This is a genomic window from Escherichia sp. MOD1-EC7011 (assembly GCF_002965005.1).
Taxonomy (GTDB): Bacteria; Pseudomonadota; Gammaproteobacteria; order Enterobacterales; family Enterobacteriaceae; genus Escherichia; species Escherichia ruysiae.
Genome location: NZ_PTRD01000010.1, coordinates 266,969 through 289,717, shown reverse-complemented (window position 1 = coordinate 289,717; position 22,749 = coordinate 266,969). Strand labels below are relative to the sequence as shown.

Genomic DNA, 22,749 nt, shown 5'->3' with positions numbered 1-22,749 from the left:
CAGAAAATTAGACGTTCAGTCCACGATGTTGCAACATCGGCGCAATCTGTGGTGCCTTACCGCGCCATTGACGATACAAACGTTCTAAATCTTCGCTGTTGCCTCTGGAAAGAATCGCCTCGCGAAAACGTTGCCCATTCTCACGCGTTAAGCCGCCCTGCTCGACAAACCATTGATAACCGTCGTCTGCCAGCATTTGCGTCCACAAATAGGCGTAATATCCCGCCGCATATCCGCCACCAAAAATGTGGGCGAAATAACTGCTGCGATAACGTGGCGGTATGGCGGGAAGATCCATATTTTCCGCCACCAGCGCCCGCAGTTCGAAATCATTCACATCCTGCATCGCTTCATGCTCTTGCAGACAGTGCCAGCGCATATCAAGAAGTGCGGCGCTAAGCAATTCGCTCATCTCATAACCTTTATTGAACAGGCTGGCATTACGCATTTTTTGTTGTAACTCTTCCGGCATTGCTTTCCCGCTCTGATAATGCCGGGCGTAGCGCGCGAATACCTGCGGATGCATTGCCCAATGCTCGTTAATTTGCGAAGGAAATTCGACAAAATCGCGTGGTGTATTGGTGCCAGAAAGCGTGGCATAACGCTGGCAGGCAAACAAACCGTGCAACGTATGCCCAAACTCATGGAATAATGTAATAACATCGTCCCACAGCAACAATGCAGGTTCGTCTGTCGCCGGTTTCTGATAGTTACAAACGTTATAGATTACCGGGCGTGTTTCATTAAGCGTAGATTGTTCTACAAAACTCCCCATCCATGCGCCGCCGCTTTTTGAGTCACGGGCGAAGAAATCACCGTAAAATAACGCCAGCCCCACGCCATTATGATCAAAAATTTCCCATACGCGGACATCAGGATGGTAAACAGGAATATCAAAACGTTCGACAAACTTAATACCGAAGAGCTGATTCGCAGTCCAGAATACACCTTCATTCAACACTGTGTTTAATTCGAAATAAGGTTTGAGCTGCGCTTCATCAAGACAGAATTTCTCCCGCCGCACCTGTTCAGCATAAAATGCCCAGTCCCACGGCTGCGCGCTGAACTCACCCTGCTGCTTATCGATAACCGCCTGTATGGAGGCTAATTCATCGCTCGCACGTTGACGCGCCGCTGGAACAATTTCCCGCATAAAGTTGAGTGCTGCTTCTGGCGTTTTTGCCATCTGATCGGCGATTTTCCATGCGGCATAATGAGGGAAACCAAGCAGTTTCGCCTGCTGCGCGCGGATCTCCACCAGCCGTTGAATGATGGAACGAGTATCATTGGCATCATTTTTTTCCGCTCGCGTCCAGCCCGCAGTGAACAGTTTTTCACGTGTAGAGCGATCGCTGAGTTCCGCAAGCGCCGGTTGTTGCGTGGTATTCAGCAATGGGATGAGCCATTTGTTTTCCAGACCTTTCTCGCGAGCCGCCTCTGCCGCCAGCGCAATTTCTTGCTCACTCATGCCTGCCAGTTGCGAAACATCGTCAACCACCATCCCTCCGGATTTGTTCGCGGCTAATAACCGCTGGTTAAACTGACTGGTCAGGGTAGCGGCTTCTGTGTTCAGCACTTTTAATTTTTCTTTATCGGCATCTTCAAGTTTGGCACCGGCAAGAACAAAACGCTGATGAATAACTTCAACCAAACGAACAGATTCACTATCAAGGCCCAGCGTTTCACGCCGCTGCCAGACAGCATCTACCCGCGCGAATAATTCGCCATTCAGGTAGATATCATTAGCCAGTTCCGCCAGTTCCGCCGAGAACTGTTCATCGAGACGCTGTAATTCATCATTAGTATGCGCCGAGGTCATGGCAAAGAAGACGCTGGTAACGCGAGTGAGTAACTCCCCGCTCTTTTCGAGAGCCAGAATAGTGTTAGTAAAATCGGGCGTCTGCGGGTTTAAAGCTATCGCCTCTATCTCAATCCGCTTTTGCCGCATCCCCTCATCGAATGCCGGGCGATAGTGTTGATTTTCAATCTGATCAAAATGAGGAGCCATATACGGCAGAGTGCTCTGCGTAAGGAAAGGATTCGTCGTTGACATTTTCTACTCCTGAAAACGAGGTGTTCCATAGCGTAGGCTTACTGATAACGGAGTGCAATCTTGCAAACCAGTATTACCCGCTCTTAAGCATCACGTGCTATGTTATTGACACACAAAATCGTTGAGGAACAGTGAGATGATCGTTTTAGTAACTGGAGCAACGGCAGGTTTTGGTGAATGCATTACACGTCGTTTTATTCAACAAGGGCATAAAGTTATCGCCACTGGCCGTCGCCAGGAACGGTTGCAGGAGTTAAAAGACGAACTGGGAGATAATTTGTATATCGCCCAACTGGACGTTCGCAACCGCGCCGCCATTGAAGAGATGCTGACTTCGCTTCCTGCCGAGTGGCGTAATATCGATATTCTGGTAAACAATGCTGGACTGGCGCTGGGTATGGAACCTGCACATAAAGCCAGCGTTGAAGACTGGGAAACTATGATTGATACCAACAACAAAGGCCTGGTGTATATGACCCGCGCTGTCCTGCCTGGCATGGTCGAGCGTAATCATGGTCATATTATTAACATTGGCTCAACGGCGGGTAGCTGGCCGTATGCTGGTGGTAACGTTTATGGCGCGACAAAAGCGTTTGTTCGTCAGTTCAGCCTGAATCTGCGCACTGACTTGCATGGTACGGCAGTACGTGTCACCGACATCGAACCGGGGCTGGTGGGTGGCACCGAGTTTTCCAATGTTCGCTTTAAAGGTGACGACGATAAAGTGGAAAAAACCTATCAAAACACCGTTGCGCTGACGCCAGAAGATGTCAGCGAAGCAGTCTGGTGGGTTGCTACACTCCCTGCTCACGTCAACATCAACACACTGGAAATGATGCCGGTTACCCAAAGCTATGCCGGACTGAATGTCCATCGCCATTAATTTTTATACCCGGCTTAACCGCCGGGTTATTGCTTGTCACAAAAAAGTGGTAGACTCACTGAGTTAACCCACTCACAAGCAAGAACGAATGACCGTCGAAACGCAACTTAATCCCACACAACCTGTCAATCAGCAGATTTATCGTATTCTTCGCCGCGACATTGTCCATTGTCTAATTCCACCGGGCACACCGTTGTCGGAAAAAGAAGTTTCTGTTCGTTTCAATGTGTCACGCCAGCCGGTTCGTGAAGCCTTCATAAAACTGGCAGAAAACGGCCTGATTCAAATTCGCCCGCAGCGTGGCAGCTACGTCAATAAAATTTCCATGACTCAGGTACGCAACGGTAGTTTTATTCGTCAGGCTATTGAGTGTGCCGTCGCCCGCCGGGCGGCGAGCATGATTACCGATAGCCAGTGCTATCAGCTTGAGCAAAATCTCCACCAACAACGTATTGCCATTGAACGCAAACAACTGGATGATTTTTTTGAGCTGGATGATAACTTCCATCAAATTCTGACGCAGATTGCCGACTGTCAGCTTGCGTGGGACACCATTGAAAACCTGAAAGCAACTGTTGACCGCGTGCGCTATATGAGCTTTGACCACGTATCGCCACCTGATATGTTGTTACGTCAACATATGGATATTTTTACTGCTCTACAAAAACATGATGGTGATGCGGTAGAAAAAGCAATGACTCTGCATTTGCAGGAAATAAGTGAATCCGTGCAGCTGATCCGCCAGGAAAATAGCGACTGGTTTAGCGAAGAGTAATTCATTTCCTCTCATCCCATCCGGGGTGAGAGCCCATCCCTTTCTTCTGGTTCATGCAAGCATCAAAAAAGATGTGAACTTGATCATAAACAAAAAAATATTCACTCGACAGGAGTATTTATATTGCGCCCGTTACGTGGGCTTCGACTGTAAATCAGAAAGGAGAAAACACCTATGACGACCTACGATCGTAACCGTAACGCAATCACCACTGGCAGCCGTGTTATGGTTAGCGGCACCGGTCACACTGGCAAGATCCTGTCGATTGACACTGAAGGTCTGACCGCAGAGCAAATCCGTCGCGGTAAAACCGTGGTTGTTGAAGGTTGTGATGAAAAACTCGCGCCTCTGGACCTGATTCGTCTCGGCATGAACTAAGCGTGTGAATGCCGCCGATGGCGGCATTGCTGTTTTTACCTCTCGATATATTTCGCCACGGTCGCTTTCGCGCCATGCGCTAATAGAGACAAGTACGCTTCCGTCACCTTTGCAACAAACAAGTTATTGTTCGGCAAATTATCACCAAATATCGCCTTAATCGCCATCAACGACTGCACACGAGTTTTCCCTTCGGCACTACTTTGCACAGCCTTTTGAATGACCGCTAGTAACGGATCGCTAATCTCAATCTGATTTCCCTGTTCATCAACACCACCAACATAACGCATCCAACCAGCGACGCCCAGCGCCAACAGATCGAACGCGCTGTCATGCGCCAGATGCCAGCGAATTGAATCCAACATCCGCTGTGGCAGTTTCTGACTACCGTCCATTGCAATCTGCCAGGTTCGGTGGCGTAAAGCCGGGTTGCTGTAGCGTTCAATCAATCGATCGGCATAATTTTGCAAATCTACACCCTGTACTTTCAGCGTGGGCGCCTGTTCCTGCAACATCAAGGCATGTGCTGCATGACGATAATTTTCATCTTCCATACAGTCGTTAATGTGCTGATATCCCGCCAGATAGCCCAGATAAGCCAGGAAGGAGTGGCTGCCGTTGAGCATACGCAGTTTCATCTCTTCATAAGGCAGCACATCGCTGACCAGTTCAGCGCCTGCTTTTTCCCATTCCGGGCGTCCGGCAACAAAATTATCTTCAATCACCCACTGACGGAACGGCTCACACGCCACGCCTGCCGGATCGCGCACGTTGGTAAGTTGTTCGATTTTATCCAGCGTTTCCGCCGTCACTGCGGGTACAATGCGATCCACCATTGTCGATGGGAAAGTCACGTTTTCCTCTATCCATTGCGCCAGTTTTACATCCACTGCTCTGGCGTATGAAGTGACAACGTCACGCATAACGTGACCGTTTTCTGGCATGTTGTCGCATGACATAACGGTAAACGCGGGAAATCCTGCGGCTTTACGGCGAGCCAGCGCCTCGACAATCACGCCTGTTGCTGTTTTCGGCTGGTGGGGATTTTGCAAGTCGGCAGCTACCATCGGGTGATCCATCATTAACTGTCCGGTCGCCGGAGAGTGGAAATACCCTTTTTCGGTGATTGTCAGAGAGACAATTGCGATTTGCGGTTCACACATCGCGGCCAGCACGGCTTCTAAGCCATCAATTTGTACGTGCAGCGCCTTTTTCACGACGCCAACGACGCGAGCGGTCCACGCATCAGCCGACATTTCCGCAACGGTATAGAGATTATCTTGCTGTTTAAGATCGACGATTTGCTGTTCGCCGCCAATCAGATTCACTTCATAGTAGCCCCAATCGCTGTGATGCTGGGCAGCCAGGATATCGGCATACACGCCCTGATGCGCGCGATGAAATGCGCCAAACCCTAAATGAACAATTTTTGGCGTCAGGTTATTACGATCATAAACAGGGAGTGTCGCTTTTGCGGATAACAAATTATTTCCCATGATGTTTCCTTTAATTTAAATATGGCAAGCTGAATGGTTTGTTATATGAATAAGAATCCCTCCTCACTAAGAGAAGGGATTCTGGATTTACAGACTTGTTGAAGGTTGCGCAGCTCTTACAACGCGCGGTTGATCTTCTGCAGCATCTTCCAGCGCACTCAAATCGCGGTCTTTAACTTCTGGCATTTTCAGCGCGGAAATTAAGCCGATGACGGAATAAGCCATAATCATTATTGCAATCGGATACCAGGATCCTGTCATGTTACAGAAAATACCGGCCAGAATAGGACCAAACCCTGAAGCGATAAGACCACCAATTTCTTTAGATATTGCCATTCGGGTAAAGCGGTTTTTACAGCCGAACATCTCTGCCATGGTAATGTTTTCCAGGGCAAATAATCCCAACACCGCACAGTTGTGAATCACAATGAGAGCAACCATGATGGTGCCCGGTGCATAGCTTTTATCTACAATGATAGAAAGCATTGGCCACGCCAGGACAATAGCTGAAGTATTCATAATGATATAAGGAATACGACGGCCAATTTTATCGGATAACCAACCGAGGAAAGGAATCGTCATAAAACCGATAATAGAACTGATCATTAATGCATCTGTGGGAATTGCTTTATTAAACAGCAAAGTTTGCACTAAATAACCAGCAAGGAAAGTTTGAATCAGACCTGAGTTTCCTGCCTGTCCAAAACGCAGACCTGTTGCCAGCCAGAAGGATTTGCTCTGGAACATGCTACCGACAGGTGCAGGTTTTGCTGTAGGTTGGTTGCTGTCGTTAACCTTCTCAAAAACCGGGCTTTCTTTCAGGTTCATTCGCAACCAGATAGCAAAGACCATCACGACAACGCTCGCCAGGAACGGTATACGCCATCCCCATGCCAGCAGTTCTTCTTTACTAAGAATAAAGAACATAAAGGCCCAGATTGCCGTTGCGCTCAAGGTTCCGCAGTTAGTACCCATAGCCACAAATGAGGAGATAATTCCGCGCTTACCTTTCGGCGCATATTCCGCCAGCATCGTACCGGCACCGGAAATTTCCGCACCTGCCCCCAGCCCCTGAATAATACGCAACGTCACCAGCAAGATTGGCGCAAAAACACCAATCTGCGCATAGGTCGGCAACACACCAATTAAGGTAGTACAGATTCCCATCATGGTGATGGTAATAAAGAGCACTTTTTTACGCCCTATTCTGTCGCCCATTTTGCCGAAAATAAATGCTCCGACAATACGTGCAACATAACCAGCACCGTAAGTTCCCATTGCCAGAATTAACGCCATTGCGGTTGACGATTCCGGAAAAAATATTTCATGGAATACTAACGCTGCACCGAGCGAGTATAACTGAAAATCCATAAATTCAAGTGCCGTACCTAACCATCCTGATACCGCTGCCTTCACTAAATCCTTAGTGCTTCTTTCATGTTTATCTATTGTCATAATTGTTATCTCTAAATAAGAGGTAAGATGCGTAATGCTTATTCGCTATTATTGGTATTATTCAGAAAACGTGAGTAAAACTTTACAACAATGCTTTTGATCCTTTTCAAATAATGAAATGGCATCAGCAACATGCAGATAATCAAATGTATGGGTAATTAATTTATCAGGATTAATTAACCCTTTGCTTAACCAGTCGATAACTACCGGGAATTTATTGGCATTTAACCGGGAAGAAAAAATAGAGAGTTCCTTGCCGGTAATTCCCTGCTGAATGACTTCAGACGGTTCACTGGAGAAGCCCATTAACACAATTCGTGCCGCCGGAGAAGCCAGCATAACCGCTTCTTTCAAAATGGAAGGATGGCAAGCAGCATCAATAATTAATGTTGGTTTGATGCCCTTTTCAGCGAATATTTCGCCAAGCGATGTCTGGCTGTTATTAATCGCCCAGTCTGCCCCGCTCTCTTTCGCTTTATCCAGTCGTTCATCAATACGATCGGCGACAATCACATTTTTAACGTTATAAACACCTTTCAATACCTGAACGATAGTCAGACCAATCGGGCCGGCACCATAAACCAGCACGGTGTCATCTTCAGTCGGCTGACCGTGTCCAGTAACGTTCGCCGCAATGGTACAAGGTTCGATCATTACAGCGAACTGATCAGCCACCCCATCGGGAATTTTCCACGCATTCTTCGCCGGAACGACTGCATATTCGCTAAAACCGCCATCAGCGTGAACACCTAATACAGCTAAAGTTGTGCAAACGTTGGGTTTACCCATTGAGCATGGATAACAATGTCCGCAGCTGACTACGGGATCTACCGCAACACGTTCGCCAACTCTGGCGTTATCCACACCTTCACCTACGGCATCAATCACGCCAAAAAATTCGTGACCAATGACGCGCGGATATTTCGCAAACGGATTATGACCGCGATAAATGTGACTATCCGATCCACAAATTCCCGCGAGTTTCACTTTCACTCGTACTTCACCCACTGCCGGGGTCGGAATTTCACGTTCGATAATCGCCAGTTGATTCGGTTTTTCAATTAAAATACTTTTCATTATTGTATGACTCCTTACCAGTTCCATAGCGTGCCATCTTCCAGACGTGCGACTGGCAGATAGGCAGGTTCGTAGGGATATTTTGCCGCCAGCTTTTCATCGAATTCGATGCCAATGCCTGGCTTATCACCAGGATGCATATAGCCGTTATCGAAGCTCCAGTTGTGCGGGAAGACTTCAAGCATTTGTTCTGAATAGCCCATATACTCCTGGACGCCGAAATTCGGCACCCACAGGTCAAAGTGCAACGCCGCAGCCATGCAGACTGGCGACAAATCGGAAGGACCATGTGAACCAGTACGTACCTGGTAAAGCGAAGCAAAATCGGCAATTCTGCGCATACCTGTGATGCCGCCAGCGTGGGTCAGCGTTGTACGGATATAGTCGATAAGTTGTTCTTCAATCAGCTGTTTGCAGTCCCAGATGCTGTTAAAGACTTCACCCACCGCAATTGGCGTTACGGTATGTTGGCGAATGAGTCGGAAGCATTCCTGGTTTTCTGCGGGTGTCGGATCTTCCATCCAGAACAGGCGATAATCTTCAATACTTTTGCCAAAGCGTGCCGCCTCAATGGGTGTTAAACGATGGTGCATGTCATGCAGTACATGCTCATTAAAGCCAAACTTATTGCGCACTGCGTCGAACAGTTTTGGCATAAAGTCGAGATATTTTTCCGTTGACCACAACTGCTCTTCTGGCCACTGCCCTTTGGTCGCGGGTTCATAAGCCAGCCCTTTTCCTTTGGACATACCATAAGTCGTTTTCATACCGGGAATACCGCACTGCACGCGGATAGCTTTGAATCCCAGTTCTTGATGGCGAGCGTAATCATCCAGTGCTTCATCAACACTGTGACCGGTGGTATGACAATAGACCATTACGCCTTCACGGGAAGCCCCACCTAACAGTTGGTAAAGCGGCATGTTTGCGGCTTTGGCTTTAATGTCCCACAGCGCCATATCAACAGCGGAAATAGCCGACATGGTGACAGGGCCGCGACGCCAGTAAGCGCCTTTATAGAAAAACTGCCAGATATCTTCGATACGATGGGCATCGCGGCCTATAAGTTGCGGACAGATATGATCCTGCAAATAGGACGCAACGGAAAGTTCGCGCCCGTTCAGAGTGGCATCACCAAGACCGGTAATACCGTCCTCGGTGGTGATTTTTAAGGTGACGAAATTACGTCCCGGACAGGTAACAAAAACTTCAGCCCCTACGATCTTCATGTTCTATTCCTTGCATCGCTTGTCGTGATGCATGAAATCTACGCAACTGAGCTACTACCATACAAGTATTAAGATCAAGAAAAGCCAGAGCGATCACAAAAAAAGGCGCATATTTGCGCCGTGAATAGTTCTAAAAACAGTCAAACTTTATTGTTTTTTCGGGGATCGACTAGTGCGTATATTATTGATAACAAAACATGAGTTATATCAGATAAGTCAGGCGCGTCCCCAGCCAGCAACAATAATCAACATGCCGAAAAGTGCAATTATCGCTCCCGTCCAGTCGTAGAGACTGAGCTTCACTCCATCCACAACCCGCAGCCACAGGAGCGCCGTACAGACATAAACACCGCCATATGCTGCATAAACTCGCCCACTTGCTGCTGGATGCAACGTTAACAGCCAGACGAAAAGCGCCAGGGAAATTCCCGCCGGAACCAACAACCAGACACTGGCATTCCGTTTCAGCCACAGCCAGGGCAAAAAACAACCAATGATTTCACACAAAGCGGTAGCAAAAAACAGTAACGTTGTTTTAATCATCTTTGTCACTCATTGACATCATGTATATTTATAGGACGACATAATATCATCAACATAGACATCCTCTGGTACGTTTCGCGTTCACAGTGGATCGTGTAAAATCGCCCTTAATCATTCATGTAAGGAATAGATCATGAATATCACTCTCTGCAAAAAACTCAGCCTGCTCGCTTTTCTGCTGCCTTGCGCACTGGCATTTAGCGCAACTACCCATGCAGAAACCAACAAACTGGTGATTGAATCTGGCGACAGCGCACAGAGTCGCCAGCAGGCAGCAATGGAAAAAGAGCAATGGAATGACACGCGTAATCTGCGTCAAAAAATCAACAAACGCACCGAGAAAGAATGGGATAAAGCTGACGCCGCATTTGATAACCGCGATAAATGCGAGCAGAGTGCCAACATTAATGCCTACTGGGAGCCGAATACTTTACGCTGCCTGGATCGTCGTACTGGTCGCGTAATCATCCCCTAACCTGTTATTGATATAAGGAATGTAAGGACACGTTATGACTAGCGCCCACAGTGTTAAGCTACGTCCGCTGGAGCGTGAAGATTTACGCTATGTGCATCAACTCGACAATAACGCCAGCGTGATGCGTTACTGGTTTGAGGAGCCCTACGAAGCCTTCGTTGAACTCTCTGATCTGTACGATAAACATATTCACGATCAGAGTGAACGTCGTTTCGTCGTGGAATGTGATGGCGAAAAGGCAGGTCTGGTGGAACTGGTAGAAATTAACCACGTCCATCGCCGCGCAGAATTTCAGATAATCATCTCCCCGGAATACCAGGGTAAAGGTCTGGCAACCCGCGCCGCGAAATTAGCGATGGATTATGGTTTCACTGTTCTTAATCTTTATAAGCTTTATCTGATTGTTGATAAAGAGAATGAGAAAGCGATTCATATATATCGTAAGCTCGGTTTTACGGTCGAAGGTGAACTGATGCATGAATTCTTTATTAACGGTCAATATCGTAATGCCATTCGCATGTGCATATTCCAGCATCAGTATCTGGCGGAACATAAAACGCAAGGGCAAACTCTACTAAAACCGACCGCGCAATAGTATTAATAATAATCAATGGTATTTTTGATGGTGTAAACCCGTTCGACGGCGGGTTTTACTCCCTCATCCACAATGATTAATTGGCAGTCCACTGGATTCGCGTGGCTGTCATATTCACAAGTCTGTCTGACATTACCAACCTGTTGATTATTCAGTAAAGTAATTGCCGTATAATCCATTTTTTTGATCGGGTTCGTTGATGGCGTGGCGCTGACAGATAACGTTTTGTCGTTACTTTTCGTCGTTTTCCCCAGCGGATAACCCTGATCATCATAGTGATATTCCATCTGCATCTGTTTGCTGCTGGCCTTAACCACGAAACCATTATCATCAGTTTCCCAACTTACACCGGCAGAAGGTAATTCTGCTAACTGGCATTTTCCCTGTAGACGTACTCTTTTCTCCAGCGTCTGTGCATCCCGGTAATAATTTGCATCCAACACCAGGGTAATCACGGTATTATTTTCCAGATCCAGTAATTCGAGGGAATCAAAACAGCCCTCTTCCGATAAATTCCCCGAAACACGTTTCGTGACTTCCCCTTGCTCATTCATTAACGTCTGAGTGAAATCTTTAACCGGCCCACGCAGCGGGTCAAAATCAAATTCATTAGAGAAACTGGCCATTTCTGGCGTTAATGAAAGAGTTACCTCTGTACGGTCACATCCTGTGAGTATTATCGCAAGCAAACATGGCAGTAATTTGTAATTCACATCAATCACCAGACAGTAGAGATGATTCTCAATCATAGTAGTAAATACAGTAATTTACACGTGAAATGCTATGCTTATTTAGTAATATTCATGTAAGGAGCCAATGATGAAAATCATAGCCTGCAGTGCCGCACTTCTGCTCACCCTGGCCTCATCCACAGTGCTCGCCGCGTCGGATTCATGTGAGCGCATAAAAAGTGATATTTCACAGCGTATTATCAATAACGGCGTACCCGAAAGTGGCTTCACTTTAAGTATTGTGCCGAATGATCAGGTCGACCAGCCTGATTCACAGGTCGTCGGGCATTGCGCTAACGACACGCATAAAATCCTCTACACCCGCACCACCAGCGGTAATGTTTCTGCCCACACCCAGCCAACCCATGATAATGAGCCTGCTGAATCGCATTAATAAACCTGTGACTGCCTGATACGATGCTTACGCATCATATCAGGCCTGCCGTGTGGTATTGTTATGCGCAGGCAGTGTCCGCTAGCTGGGACACCTGCGGTGAGATGATCGGGCGTGCGCTCGTTTATGGCCTGCAAATGACGTCCGGAATGACCATCGCAGGTTAACAAATTGGTGCGGGATAAACCGCACGTTTCAGGATGATAGGAATGACGCATTTCTCACAACAAGATAATTTTTCTGTCGCGGCGCGCGTGCTGGGCGCGCTGTTTTATTACGCTCCTGAGAGTAAAGAAGCCTCTCCACTGGTTTCTGCGCTAACCAGTGACGATTGGGTCACCCAGTGGCCTTTATCACAAACGTCATTAGCGCCGCTGGCAACGGCTTTTAAGGAAGAATGTGAAGAGTCGCGTACTCAGGCCTGGCAACGATTATTTGTCGGGCCGTGGGCGCTACCCTCTCCTCCGTGGGGATCTGTCTGGCTGGATCGCGAATCGGTGCTGTTTGGCGATTCTACTTTGGCGCTTCGTCAATGGATGCGCGAAAAAGGCATTCAGTTTGAAATGAAACAAAACGAACCGGAAGATCATTTTGGTTCGCTGCTGTTGATGGCAGCATGGCTGGCAGAGAACGGTCGTCAGACCGAGTGCGAAGAGTTGTTGGCCTGGCATCTTTTACCGTGGTCAACACGCTTTCTTGAGGTGTTTATCGAGAAGGCGGAACACCCTTTTTATCGCACGCTCGGTGAGCTGGCTCGTTTAACGCTGACACAATGGCAGTCACAGTTGCTGATTCCTGTCGCGGTAAAACCCCTGTTTCGCTGAATAATCCTGAGTAAGACCGAAGGGCGTAAACTGCACGCCTTTCGGCTCCGGTAAGTGACAACGTCACGCTTAATACCACATAAAGCACGCACAGCTTTTGCGCCAGGCTTCTTTTCCCGCAAAATAGAGACCCGTGTTTAATTTGCCGTTTCTGCTCATGCAACATCTACATGTCTCCCCGGATCTGCGCACCATGTTCCGCCGCCTGCTTATCGCAATGGTCGTAGGCATTCTGGCGGCCTTTGCCGTTGCAGGGTTTCGTCATGCGATGCTGCTACTGGAGTGGCTGTTCCTCAATAATGACTCCGGCAGTCTGGTCAATGCAGCAACGAACCTTTCTCCGTGGCGTCGGCTGCTAACGCCGGCGCTCGGCGGACTGGCGGCTGGTTTGTTGCTGATGGGTTGGCAGAAACTCACTCAACAACGCCCCCATGCGCCTACCGATTATATGGAGGCGTTACAAACCGATGGGCAGTTTGATTACGCCACCAGTCTGATTAAATCCTTCGCTTCTTTGCTGGTGGTGACCAGCGGCAGCGCCATTGGTCGTGAAGGTGCGATGATCCTGTTGGCGGCACTTGCTGCATCCTGGTTTGCCCAACGTTTTACCCCACGCGAAGAGTGGAAATTGTGGATTGCCTGTGGCGCGGCTGCGGGGATGGCAGCAGCCTATCGCGCCCCACTTGCCGGGAGTTTATTTATTGCCGAAGTATTGTTTGGCACCATGATGCTGGCCTCCCTTGCACCAGTAGTGATCTCTGCCGTAGTGGCATTGCTTATTAGCAATCTTCTTAATCACAGCAATGCTTTGCTCTACAGCGTGCAACTCTCCATGATGATTCAGGCTCGTGACTATGCACTGATTATCAGTACAGGCGTGCTGATGGGTTTGTGCGGTCCATTGTTTTTAAAGCTAATGAACGCCAGTCATCAGGGTTTTATTAATCTAAAACTTGCACCGCCCTGGCAACTGGCATTGGGAGGGTTAATCGTGGGTCTGCTTTCCCTGCTCACGCCTGCCGTGTGGGGCAACGGCTATAGTACGGTGCAATCCTTTTTAACAGCCCCGCCACTGTTTATGGGCATTGCCGTGATCTTCCTCTGCAAGCTAGTTGCCGTGCTGGCCAGCAGTGGTTCCGGCGCGCCTGGGGGCGTGTTTACGCCGACCTTATTTATCGGACTGGCAATTGGCATGTTGTATGCCCGGAGTCTGGGGTTATGGTTTACTGACAGTGAAGGAATTACGCTTTTACTTGGGCTAACCGGGATGGCAACACTACTGGCTGCGACTACACATGCGCCCATTATGTCGACACTGATGATATGTGAAATGACCGGGGAGTATCAGCTACTCCCCGGTTTATTGATTGCTTGTGTGATTGCGTCAGTAATGTCGCGGACGTTACATCGTGACTCTATCTACCGCCAGCACACTACGCAGCATGGATAAGCGGATATATTGCCCCAGTTCACGCTGTTCTGCGCGAGGCAGATAAGGAAGCTCACCAATAAGCGGTGCCGGGAGTTTTTTACCCAATACATCAATGATTTCAGCGTAATGTGCTAACCCTGGGTTGATACGGTTAGCCACCCAGCCAATCAGCGGCAGTCCGTCGTTGGCAATCGCCTGTGCGGTCAGAAGCGCATGGTTAATACAACCTTCCTGAATACCTACCACCATCAACACGGGTAGCTGCTCCTGAACCACCCATTCAGAGAGCGGACGCAGGTCATTCATCAGGCTACGCCAGCCACCAGTACCTTCAACAACCACATGGTCGACTTTATCAGTCAGATTAGCCAGGCCATTTGAAATAAGGGTGTAATTGATCGGGCAACTGTGCGCCACACTGCTTTCTTCTTCGCTTAACGCTATGGGATTGACTGCTTCATAAGGCAGTTCAATTGATGAAACACTCTGCAACACCAGGGCATCTTTATTACGTAGCCCATCAGGTGTCTCTTTGCTCCCCTTCGCCACGGGTTTATACCCCGCAACCGTTTTTCCCTGGGAGGCTAACGCTTGTAGCAATGCGCGGGAAACCACTGTTTTCCCAACAGAAGTGTCTGTACCTGTTATAAAGAAACGCTTCAGCATCACTAACTCCACCGTTATGCTTCACAAATATAAGCCAGGAAAATAATTCAACTTTGGAAGTCTAAGTTATGCGTTCCTGGCTCAATTTGAGATAGCGCAAATTTTGGTAGAACAGTTAAAAAATGTTAACCCTGCAACAGACGAATCAACAAAGAACCGTTATACATCGCGTCTTTTACCAACGCCGCCCCCGCCATCGTCCCCTGATTAGAGAACTGGGTGCTCTCGACGCTAATATGCTGGCTGTAGGCGGGAAGCGCCTGCTGACGGATACTGTCAGAAATTACAGGGAACAGGATCTCTGCAGCTTTGCTTAGCGGCGAACCAATCAGTATTTTTTGTGGGTTGAATAAATTCACCATAATGGCAAGAATCCGCCCGACGTGCGTCCCCACGCCAGTAATAATATCTTTTGCCAGCAGATCGCCCTGCAACGCAGCCAGACACAATGAATCCACAGTTAATGGCTGCCCATGTAACATCGAACTCATAGATTGATTCAAACGTAATTGTGCAAGCTCAAGAATACTATCAACACTAGCAATGGTTTCCAGGCAGCCGTGGTTACCGCAATAACAGCGTTTCCCGTAGGGATCGACCTGAGTGTGACCAATTTCCACAAGGCTACTGCTTCCCGCGTGTAGCAAATGACCATCGGTAATCACACCAGCACCCACGTTGTGATCAATCACCACCTGAATCACATCGCGTGCTCCGCGTGATGCGCCGAACAAGGCCTCAGCCATCGTCCATGCGCTAATATCATGCTGAATATAAACCGGTACACCGGTGTGCTGCTCCAGTACTTCGCCGAGCGGCATCTCTTTTACGTCCTCATAGAACGGCATACGATGCACAATGCCATTTTCCGTATCAATAATTCCCGGCAAGGTTATGGCAATCGAAGTTAGACGCTCCAGTTTTTTCTGATGGCGGATAAAAAACTGATCAATATGATTAATGATGCGATCCAGCAGTGGCGAGTCATCTTTCAACGCCAGCTCCTGCGACTCTTCCACCACCAGTTTGCTGCTCAGATCGCGCAGGGCAAGGAAAATCTCCCCGCGACTAATGCGCAAAGAAAGATAGTGCCAGGCTTCGGTTTCAACCACTAGCCCCACCGCTGGACGACCACGGTTCCCCGCTTCTTTAATTTCCAGCTCTTGCACCAGGTGCGCTTCGAGCATTTCACGGACAATTTTGGTGATACTGGCTGGCGCCAGTTGCGCCAGCCGGGAAAGATCGATACGCGAAACTGGACCAAGCTGATCAATCAGGCGGTAAACCGCGCCCGCGTTGGTCTGCTTTATTTGATCAATGTGCCCAGGCTGGTTTTCAGCAACCACCGCATACTCCCTATATTTTCGCGCTCCGAAATAATCTGTAGGTTATGGTGAAGTACTTCAATATGCGTCGTCAAATTTTTACTTCGTCATGTGATTGACAGCACATTTTTCGGTTTTTTTTGCTGAATTATCCCTCACCGGAGTGCATTCATCAGCTGAATACGAAAGTTTCGCGCTGCCGGGCTTTGTTCACGATGCTTTGGCCAAACCAGCCACATTTCAGAAACCGCATCCTCTTCAGCAATAGGTAACCAGCGCATTTCATTGAGTTGGACACGTTTAAAAGAGGCGGGCAAAATCGAAACACCAAGACCGGCGGAAACCAGACCGATGATCGTCATCGCCTCGCCCACTTCCTGGGTGATGACCGGAGTCAGATTATAACGCCGCATCAGGCCAATAATGTCGTCATACAGCCCCGTCCCTACGTGCGGATCAAAAAAAACAAACGGTTCTTTTGCCAGTTCCGCCAGCGTTACCTTCGGTTTATTTGCCAAAGGATGATCGTGCGGGATCATCGCCATAAGCGGTTCATGCACGATTACCACGTGATCCAACGTCTCCGGCAACACGGTGTTTCGTAACAACCCCATATCGAGCGTCCCTTCGGTAAGAGGGTCTATTTGCTCGCGAGTATTCATCTCACGCGTCTGCAAATGGACATCAGGAAATTCACAGCGAAATAGCGATAAGGTATCAGACACTGCGCGAATAAAGGGTGCCGACGAGGTAAAGCCAATGCGTAACTCTCCCGCCTCTCCCTGATGCAGACGCTCAGCGCGAGCGGCTGCGTCATCCACCATAGACAGGATTTGCCGACTATCAGCAAGGAACTGCTTTCCTGCTGCCGTAAGCAGCACGCTGCGGTTGGTTCGTGCCAACAGTCGCGCGCCAATTTGTTGCTCCAGAGCCTGAATCTGCTGACTTAGCGGCGGTTGCGAAATGTTCAGGCGGGCAGCCGCGCGTCCAAAATGCAGCTCTTCCGCAACGGCAACAAAGTACCGGAGGTGACGCAATTCAATATTCATATCTTAAACATCTTATTTGAGATTATTAATATATTAGACATAACAATTCGATTTTCCTACTCTATTCCTAATCCCACATCACGGGCATAATTAGCAAGGATTTCAAGTGAGTCGTACTACAACTGTTGATGGCGCTCCGGCAAGCGACACTGACGAGCAACCCCTTTCCCAGCCAAACGAATTCATTAAACGCGGTACACCGCAATTTATGCGTGTCACCCTGGCGCTATTCTCTGCCGGGCTGGCAACCTTCGCGCTTCTCTATTGCGTGCAACCTATTCTTCCGGTGCTTTCGCAAGAATTTGGCTTAACGCCTGCTAACAGTAGTATTTCACTGTCCATTTCAACGGCGATGTTAGCTATCGGTTTGCTGTTTACTGGCCCGCTATCCGATGCCATTGGTCGCAAGCCAGTGATGGTGACGGCGCTACTGTTGGCCTCCATCTGTACGTTACTTTCGACAATGATGACCAGCTGGCACGGCATTTTGATTATGCGCGCCTTGATTGGCCTGTCGTTAAGTGGTGTAGCTGCTGTTGGTATGACCTACCTTAGCGAAGAGATCCACCCCAGTTTTGTGGCCTTTTCAATGGGACTGTATATCAGCGGCAACTCGATTGGCGGCATGAGCGGGCGCTTAATCAGCGGTGTATTTACTGACTTCTTTAACTGGCGAATTGCGCTGGCGGCTATCGGCTGTTTCGCCCTGACCTCGGCGTTAATGTTCTGGAAAATTCTCCCGGAATCACGTCATTTCCGTCCTTCTTCACTGCGCCCAAAAACACTGTTTATTAACTTCCGTCTGCACTGGCGCGATCGGGGACTCCCCTTATTATTCGTCGAAGGTTTTTTGCTGATGGGCTCATTCGTAACGCTGTTTAATTACATCGGCTATCGGTTGATGCTCTCCCCATGGCATGTTAGCCAGGCAGTGGTTGGGTTATTATCGCTGGTCTATTTGACAGGCACCTGGAGTTCGCCAAAAGCAGGCACCATGACTACCCGCTTCGGTCGTGGCCCGGTGATGTTATTTTCGACAGGTGTTATGCTTTTGGGTCTTATCCTGACATTGTTCAGCTCACTTTGGCTCATTTTTATCGGTATGATGCTTTTCTCAAGCGGATTTTTTGCCGCTCATTCTGTTGCCAGTAGCTGGATTGGCCCTCGTGCTAAACGCGCCAAAGGCCAGGCTTCCTCGCTTTATCTATTCTGTTACTACCTGGGTTCAAGCATTGCCGGAACATTAGGTGGCGTCTTCTGGCATAACTATGGCTGGAACGGCGTCGGTGCATTTATTGCCCTGATGCTGGTGGTCGCTATTCTGGTCGGAACACGTTTACATCATCGGCTGCACGCCTGAAAAAATAAGTCCGGACGATGTGTTAAATTTCTGTCCGGACTTATTGCTTGCTCAACTCAACGTTAATAACCACCCCAAAATAGACGAAGCGCCTGCCATTTCTCGCAGAGCATCTAACGTCATCAGGATAATAAATACCCAAATTAGCGGATTCATTTTGCTGTGTGTCATTTATTGCAAATACACAGTGATTCTACCAATTTATAGGTAGTGAAAAAGTTAAGTTCTTCAATACTACCTATATTGGTGGGAAATTCGCCTTACGTCACAATGCGTTATTATTTCCTTCGTCATCGTTATCCGCTTTGTACATATCGTTACATGCCGAAACCAACCACTCACGGAAACCTGTCATTTCCAGAGATATAGTCATGACATCGGCCCCGCAGTGGGGTTGCATAAAAAACAAAATTGAGGGTATGACAATGAAAAAAGTATTAGCTCTGGTTGTTGCCGCTACTATGGGTCTCTCTTCTGTCGCATTTGCTGCAGAAACTGCGACCACGCCTGCTCCGACTGCTACAGTCACCAAAGCAGCGGCTGCAAAAACAACGCATCATAAAAAACAGCATAAAGCGGCGCCTGCCCAAAAAGCGCAGGCGGCTAAAAAGCATCATAAAAAAGCGAAAAATGAACAGAAAGCGCCTGAGCAAAAAGCACAGGCAGCCAAAAAGCACAGCAAAAAACACAGCCAGCAGCAATCTGCAAAACCAGTTGTACAACCAGCCGCGTAAGTTTTCGGCAGTAATAATGGCGCGCCCCCTCGCGCCTGAAAATTACGGTGTTAAACGGATAACGTTTAACACCGCCTTTAGCGGAGGGTACTATGGTGGGCCGTTATCGCTTTGAGTTCATTCTTATCACCCTTATTTTATGCGCCCTGATTGCCACCTGTTTTTATCTTTCCTGAGCGTAGTTATCTGATTTTACTCCCACTTTCATCCCGTCCCGTCTATAGTATTTACGAGGGTTTGCTTTTAATAATCATAATTACTCACCAGAGTGTGATATGCGTACAACCATTGCTGTAGTACTGGGTGCAATTAGTCTGACATCTGCATTTGTGTTTGCGGATAAACCGGACGATCATAAATCGACCAATAATGAGGTCAGCACCCTATTTTTTGGTCATGATGATCGTGTATCAGTAAATAACACGAGCCAATCGCCGTGGGATGCGGTTGGGCAACTAGAAACGGCCAGCGGCAATTTGTGTACGGCGACACTAATTGCGCCGAACCTGGCATTAACGGCAGGACACTGTTTATTAACGCCGCCGAAGGGCAAAGCGGATAAAGCAGTTGCGTTGCGTTTTGTGTCAAATAAAGGTCTTTGGCGCTATGAGATCCACGACATCGAAGGCCGCGTTGATCCGACGCTAGGGAAGCGGTTAAAGCCGGATGGGGATGGCTGGATTGTTCCCCCCGCAGCCGCGCCGTGGGATTTCGGTTTGATTGTGCTGCGCAATCCCCCTTCGGGCATTACGCCGTTGCCGTTATTTGAGGGAGATAAAACCGCGCTTACCGCTGCATTAAAAGCTGCGGGTCGTAAAGTGACTCAGGCGGGATACCCTGAAGATCATCTCGATACGTTGTACAGTCATCAAAATTGCGAAATAACCGGCTGGGCGCAAACCTCGGTAATGTCGCACCAGTGCGATACCCTACCAGGTGACAGTGGTTCGCCACTGATGCTTCATACTGATGACGGCTGGCAGTTAATTGGGGTACAAAGTTCAGCTCCTGCAGCAAAAGATCGCTGGCGCGCCGATAACCGGGCCATTTCTGTCACCGGTTTTCGCGACAAACTGGAAGAACTGACCCGGAAATAACGTTCAAACGCTGCCCGCATTATCGGGCAGCGTGTTCATCAGGCAAGTTTCACCATAATCATTCCAGCCAACAGCAAGACCAGACCAACCCAGCCTTTGCGATTTAAATGTTGACCAAACAAGATCCAACCAGCGGCTAACGTGGCCGCAATACCAAACCCGCCCCACAACGCATACGCCACCGACAAATCTATGCCCTTTACTGCCTGGGAGAGTGAGCTAAAGGCCGCAAGCACCGCTGCCAGCGAAAGCAAGCCATAGACTTTGCGGCGAAAGCCGTCAGAAAATTTCAAAAAGACGTTAGCAATGATTTCCAGCACGATTGCCAGTGCCAGCCAGGCGGCGTGAACCCATTCAAACTGCGCCATGATTCACCTCCAGCGAGGGTTTACGCACTTTGCGAGTACCAGATTTAATCAACACAATCCCGAGCACCAGGGTTGTTAACCCGGCAATTTTTAGCAGCGATAAGCTTTCGTCAAATAACAGAACACTAAATAGTGTAATAAATAAAATACCGATACCTTCCCACAGAGCATAAGCCACGCCAAGTGCTATTTTTTTCACGGCGAAAGAGAGAAATATATATGACAGCGAAATCATCACCAGCATTAAAATAAAACCGCCGCTTCCTTCACTAACGCTCGCCCATTTCATTGACAGCGTGCCGGTAATTTCTGTGGCAATAGCCAGACCTAATAAAACCCAATAAATATACATCGTCCTTCCCCTGCAAGAGAATTATTTTAACATTCGCTCGACTCAGCGAAACCAAAAGAAAAGTATTCAGCCCAGCGCAGAGCGCCAGCTTTGGCAGAGGAAGGGACTAAAGCGCGTTGCGCCAGTGTTGCTCACCTGCGAGCAAGATGGTGGTTGAGGTACGAAAATGAGTAAATGTAGAAAATAACGTCCTGAACAAATTGTCCATAATATTACAATTATCCGCAGTGTTGCTTCTCGTCATCGCGGATGATAATTGTCCTCGGTAGTTGTACACGTCTGATTTGTATCATAGCTTAAGAATTAACTCAAAACATTTTCATTTCTTTACCTGAGGAGTTTGATTTTCGTTATAATGCCACGGCTAAAAAGAAAATATTATTAGCGAAGAAAGAAAAAATGGGGATACGCATGGCAAAGCCGATCATCACGCTCAATGGTCTAAAAATAGTCATTATGTTGGGAATGCTGGTCATTATTCTCTGCGGTATCCGTTTTGCCGCCGATATCATCGTACCCTTTATCCTTGCCCTATTTATCGCAGTCATTCTTCATCCGCTGGTACAACGCATGGTTCGTTGGCGCGTGCCGCGTGTGTTGGCTGTGTCGATTTTAATGATAATCATCGTGATGGCGATGGTGCTATTACTGGCCTATCTCGGCTCAACGCTTAATGAGCTGACCCGCACTTTGCCACAGTATCGCAGCTCAATCATAAAGCCTCTGCAAGTTCTGGAGCCTTTATTACAACGCGCGGGTATTGATGTCTCGGTTGACCAACTGGCGCATTACATTGATCCGAACGCGGCGATGACGTTGCTCACCAACTTGCTGACACAGTTATCTAATGCCATGTCATCCATATTTTTATTGTTGCTGACGGTGCTGTTTATGCTGCTCGAAGTGCCACAACTTCCCGGCAAACTCAAGCAAATGATGGCATGCCCGGTCGAAGGTATGGCGGCGATCCAGCGCGCCATTGACAGTGTGTCGCATTATCTGGTGCTGAAAACAGCCATCAGCATCATCACCGGTCTGGTCGCCTGGGCGATGCTCGCCGCACTCGATGTTCGCTTCGCTTTTGTCTGGGGATTACTGGCCTTCGCGCTTAATTACATCCCTAACATTGGTTCGGTTCTCGCGGCTATCCCCCCTATCGCTCAGGTACTGGTGTTTAATGGTTTCTATGAGGCGTTACTGGTACTGGCGGGATATCTGCTGATTAATCTGGTCTTCGGCAATATTCTGGAGCCGCGCATCATGGGGCGCGGACTGGGGCTTTCCACACTGGTAGTTTTTTTGTCGTTAATTTTTTGGGGATGGTTGTTAGGACCGGTGGGAATGCTGCTTTCCGTGCCGTTGACGATTATTGTCAAAATTGCGCTTGAACAAACGGCGGGAGGCCAAAGCATCGCCGTCCTGTTAAGCGATCTCAATAAAGAGTAACGGCCTCCGCAG

26 protein-coding genes and 1 pseudogene are annotated in these 22,749 nt (G+C 48.4%); 14 read left to right on the top strand and 13 right to left on the bottom strand.

The window, feature by feature from the left end; genetic code table 11:
* Positions 1–7: 7 nt before the first annotated feature.
* The gene (gene dcp, locus A7098_RS05380; protein ID WP_105280454.1) at positions 8–2,053 is read right to left on the bottom strand and encodes a peptidyl-dipeptidase Dcp; all 2,046 of its coding nucleotides are present in this window, start codon (positions 2,051–2,053) and stop codon (positions 8–10) included.
* A 136-nt stretch (positions 2,054–2,189) separates the two neighbouring features.
* On the opposite strand from dcp, the gene ydfG reads away from it, so the two are divergent.
* From ydfG to ydfZ, 3 genes are all read left to right on the top strand, one after another.
* Positions 2,190–2,936, top strand: a complete 747-nt coding sequence (gene ydfG, locus A7098_RS05375) for a bifunctional NADP-dependent 3-hydroxy acid dehydrogenase/3-hydroxypropionate dehydrogenase YdfG (protein WP_105280453.1) — start codon at positions 2,190–2,192, stop codon at positions 2,934–2,936.
* 88 nt (positions 2,937–3,024) lie between these two features.
* Positions 3,025–3,711: a DNA-binding transcriptional regulator rspR gene (gene rspR, locus A7098_RS05370; protein ID WP_000215570.1), complete on the top strand. Its 687-nt coding sequence runs from the start codon at positions 3,025–3,027 to the stop codon at positions 3,709–3,711.
* A 174-nt stretch (positions 3,712–3,885) separates the two neighbouring features.
* A complete protein-coding gene (ydfZ, locus tag A7098_RS05365; RefSeq protein ID WP_000214710.1) occupies positions 3,886–4,089 on the top strand; it encodes a putative selenium delivery protein YdfZ in 204 nt (67 codons plus the stop codon).
* Positions 4,090–4,124: 35 nt separating this feature from the next.
* On the opposite strand, the gene A7098_RS05360 is transcribed toward ydfZ, so the two are convergent.
* The 5 genes from A7098_RS05360 to A7098_RS05340 all read right to left on the bottom strand — a co-directional run bounded on the left by A7098_RS05360 (position 4,125) and on the right by A7098_RS05340 (position 9,889).
* A complete protein-coding gene (locus A7098_RS05360; RefSeq protein ID WP_032225213.1) occupies positions 4,125–5,585 on the bottom strand; it encodes a mannitol dehydrogenase family protein in 1,461 nt (486 codons plus the stop codon).
* 87 nt (positions 5,586–5,672) lie between these two features.
* Positions 5,673–7,040 carry an MHS family MFS transporter YdfJ gene (ydfJ, locus tag A7098_RS05355; RefSeq protein WP_085460709.1) on the bottom strand — a complete coding sequence of 456 codons (1,368 nt, stop codon included), beginning with the start codon at positions 7,038–7,040 and terminating at the stop codon, positions 5,673–5,675.
* 57 nt (positions 7,041–7,097) lie between these two features.
* The gene (locus tag A7098_RS05350) at positions 7,098–8,117 is read right to left on the bottom strand and encodes a Zn-dependent oxidoreductase (RefSeq protein WP_105280452.1); all 1,020 of its coding nucleotides are present in this window, start codon (positions 8,115–8,117) and stop codon (positions 7,098–7,100) included.
* A 14-nt stretch (positions 8,118–8,131) separates the two neighbouring features.
* Positions 8,132–9,346 carry a starvation-sensing protein RspA gene (rspA, locus tag A7098_RS05345; protein ID WP_105280451.1) on the bottom strand — a complete coding sequence of 405 codons (1,215 nt, stop codon included), beginning with the start codon at positions 9,344–9,346 and terminating at the stop codon, positions 8,132–8,134.
* A 216-nt stretch (positions 9,347–9,562) separates the two neighbouring features.
* The gene (locus tag A7098_RS05340; protein ID WP_010346477.1) at positions 9,563–9,889 is read right to left on the bottom strand and encodes a YnfA family protein; all 327 of its coding nucleotides are present in this window, start codon (positions 9,887–9,889) and stop codon (positions 9,563–9,565) included.
* 133 nt (positions 9,890–10,022) lie between these two features.
* On the opposite strand from A7098_RS05340, the gene A7098_RS05335 reads away from it, so the two are divergent.
* Together A7098_RS05335 and speG are read left to right on the top strand one after the other, a co-directional pair.
* Positions 10,023–10,364, top strand: coding sequence for a DUF1283 family protein (locus A7098_RS05335; protein ID WP_001027858.1), 342 nt, complete (start codon positions 10,023–10,025; stop codon positions 10,362–10,364).
* A gap of 34 nt (positions 10,365–10,398) precedes the next feature.
* Entirely contained in the window at positions 10,399–10,959 is a 561-nt protein-coding gene (speG, locus tag A7098_RS05330) for a spermidine N1-acetyltransferase (protein WP_000199501.1), read from the top strand.
* Between the two features lie 2 nt (positions 10,960–10,961).
* Here speG and A7098_RS05325 read toward each other — a convergent pair whose 3' ends face one another.
* Positions 10,962–11,672 (bottom strand): YnfC family lipoprotein, encoded by a 711-nt coding sequence (locus tag A7098_RS05325; protein ID WP_105280478.1) that lies wholly within the window; start codon positions 11,670–11,672, stop codon positions 10,962–10,964.
* A gap of 106 nt (positions 11,673–11,778) precedes the next feature.
* On the opposite strand from A7098_RS05325, the gene A7098_RS05320 reads away from it, so the two are divergent.
* The 4 genes and pseudogenes from A7098_RS05320 to clcB all read left to right on the top strand — a co-directional run bounded on the left by A7098_RS05320 (position 11,779) and on the right by clcB (position 14,358).
* Positions 11,779–12,084: a DUF1161 domain-containing protein gene (locus A7098_RS05320; protein WP_000690952.1), complete on the top strand. Its 306-nt coding sequence runs from the start codon at positions 11,779–11,781 to the stop codon at positions 12,082–12,084.
* A gap of 28 nt (positions 12,085–12,112) precedes the next feature.
* Positions 12,113–12,251 (top strand): annotated as a pseudogene (locus A7098_RS24140) (dimethylsulfoxide reductase); the annotation flags it as partial.
* Positions 12,252–12,293: 42 nt separating this feature from the next.
* The gene (gene dmsD, locus A7098_RS05315) at positions 12,294–12,908 is read left to right on the top strand and encodes a Tat proofreading chaperone DmsD (RefSeq protein ID WP_000148722.1); all 615 of its coding nucleotides are present in this window, start codon (positions 12,294–12,296) and stop codon (positions 12,906–12,908) included.
* Between the two features lie 157 nt (positions 12,909–13,065).
* Complete coding sequence (clcB, locus tag A7098_RS05310; RefSeq protein WP_105280477.1) at positions 13,066–14,358, top strand: voltage-gated ClC-type chloride channel ClcB; 1,293 nt, start codon at positions 13,066–13,068, stop codon at positions 14,356–14,358.
* Here clcB and bioD read toward each other — a convergent pair.
* The 3 genes from bioD to A7098_RS05295 form a co-directional block, all read right to left on the bottom strand.
* On the bottom strand, positions 14,311–15,006 hold the full coding sequence (bioD, locus tag A7098_RS05305; protein WP_000919217.1) for a dethiobiotin synthase: 696 nt from the start codon (positions 15,004–15,006) through the stop codon (positions 14,311–14,313). The two genes, clcB and bioD, sit on opposite strands and share 48 nt — an antisense overlap.
* 125 nt (positions 15,007–15,131) lie before the next feature.
* Entirely contained in the window at positions 15,132–16,352 is a 1,221-nt protein-coding gene (gene mlc / locus A7098_RS05300; RefSeq protein WP_000225268.1) for a sugar metabolism global transcriptional regulator Mlc, read from the bottom strand.
* Between the two features lie 134 nt (positions 16,353–16,486).
* A complete protein-coding gene (locus A7098_RS05295) occupies positions 16,487–17,380 on the bottom strand; it encodes a LysR family transcriptional regulator (protein ID WP_105280450.1) in 894 nt (297 codons plus the stop codon).
* Positions 17,381–17,486: 106 nt separating this feature from the next.
* Between A7098_RS05295 and A7098_RS05290 the strand changes: the two genes are divergently transcribed.
* Complete coding sequence (locus A7098_RS05290; protein ID WP_000091808.1) at positions 17,487–18,740, top strand: MFS transporter; 1,254 nt, start codon at positions 17,487–17,489, stop codon at positions 18,738–18,740.
* A gap of 51 nt (positions 18,741–18,791) precedes the next feature.
* Here A7098_RS05290 and A7098_RS24380 read toward each other — a convergent pair whose 3' ends face one another.
* Positions 18,792–18,896, bottom strand: a complete 105-nt coding sequence (locus A7098_RS24380) for a KPN_01571 family protein (RefSeq protein ID WP_212592170.1) — start codon at positions 18,894–18,896, stop codon at positions 18,792–18,794.
* 269 nt (positions 18,897–19,165) lie between these two features.
* Between A7098_RS24380 and asr the strand changes: the two genes are divergently transcribed.
* The 3 genes from asr (at position 19,166) to A7098_RS05275 (ending at position 20,571) form a co-directional block, all read left to right on the top strand.
* Positions 19,166–19,474, top strand: a complete 309-nt coding sequence (asr, locus tag A7098_RS05285; RefSeq protein WP_000756321.1) for an acid resistance repetitive basic protein Asr — start codon at positions 19,166–19,168, stop codon at positions 19,472–19,474.
* Between the two features lie 92 nt (positions 19,475–19,566).
* Positions 19,567–19,650 (top strand): hypothetical protein, encoded by an 84-nt coding sequence (locus A7098_RS05280; RefSeq protein WP_000233094.1) that lies wholly within the window; start codon positions 19,567–19,569, stop codon positions 19,648–19,650.
* Between the two features lie 99 nt (positions 19,651–19,749).
* Positions 19,750–20,571, top strand: coding sequence for a serine protease (locus A7098_RS05275; protein WP_001260826.1), 822 nt, complete (start codon positions 19,750–19,752; stop codon positions 20,569–20,571).
* Between the two features lie 38 nt (positions 20,572–20,609).
* Here the strand turns inward: A7098_RS05275 and mdtI are convergent, their stop codons facing one another.
* Positions 20,610–20,939 (bottom strand): multidrug/spermidine efflux SMR transporter subunit MdtI, encoded by a 330-nt coding sequence (gene mdtI / locus A7098_RS05270; protein WP_105280449.1) that lies wholly within the window; start codon positions 20,937–20,939, stop codon positions 20,610–20,612.
* Positions 20,926–21,291 (bottom strand): multidrug/spermidine efflux SMR transporter subunit MdtJ, encoded by a 366-nt coding sequence (gene mdtJ, locus A7098_RS05265; RefSeq protein ID WP_000276160.1) that lies wholly within the window; start codon positions 21,289–21,291, stop codon positions 20,926–20,928. Before mdtJ ends, mdtI begins: the two co-directional genes overlap by 14 nt.
* Positions 21,292–21,702: 411 nt before the next feature.
* Between mdtJ and tqsA the strand changes: the two genes are divergently transcribed.
* Positions 21,703–22,737, top strand: a complete 1,035-nt coding sequence (gene tqsA, locus A7098_RS05255; RefSeq protein WP_105280448.1) for an AI-2 transporter TqsA — start codon at positions 21,703–21,705, stop codon at positions 22,735–22,737.
* Positions 22,738–22,749: the final 12 nt, after the last annotated feature.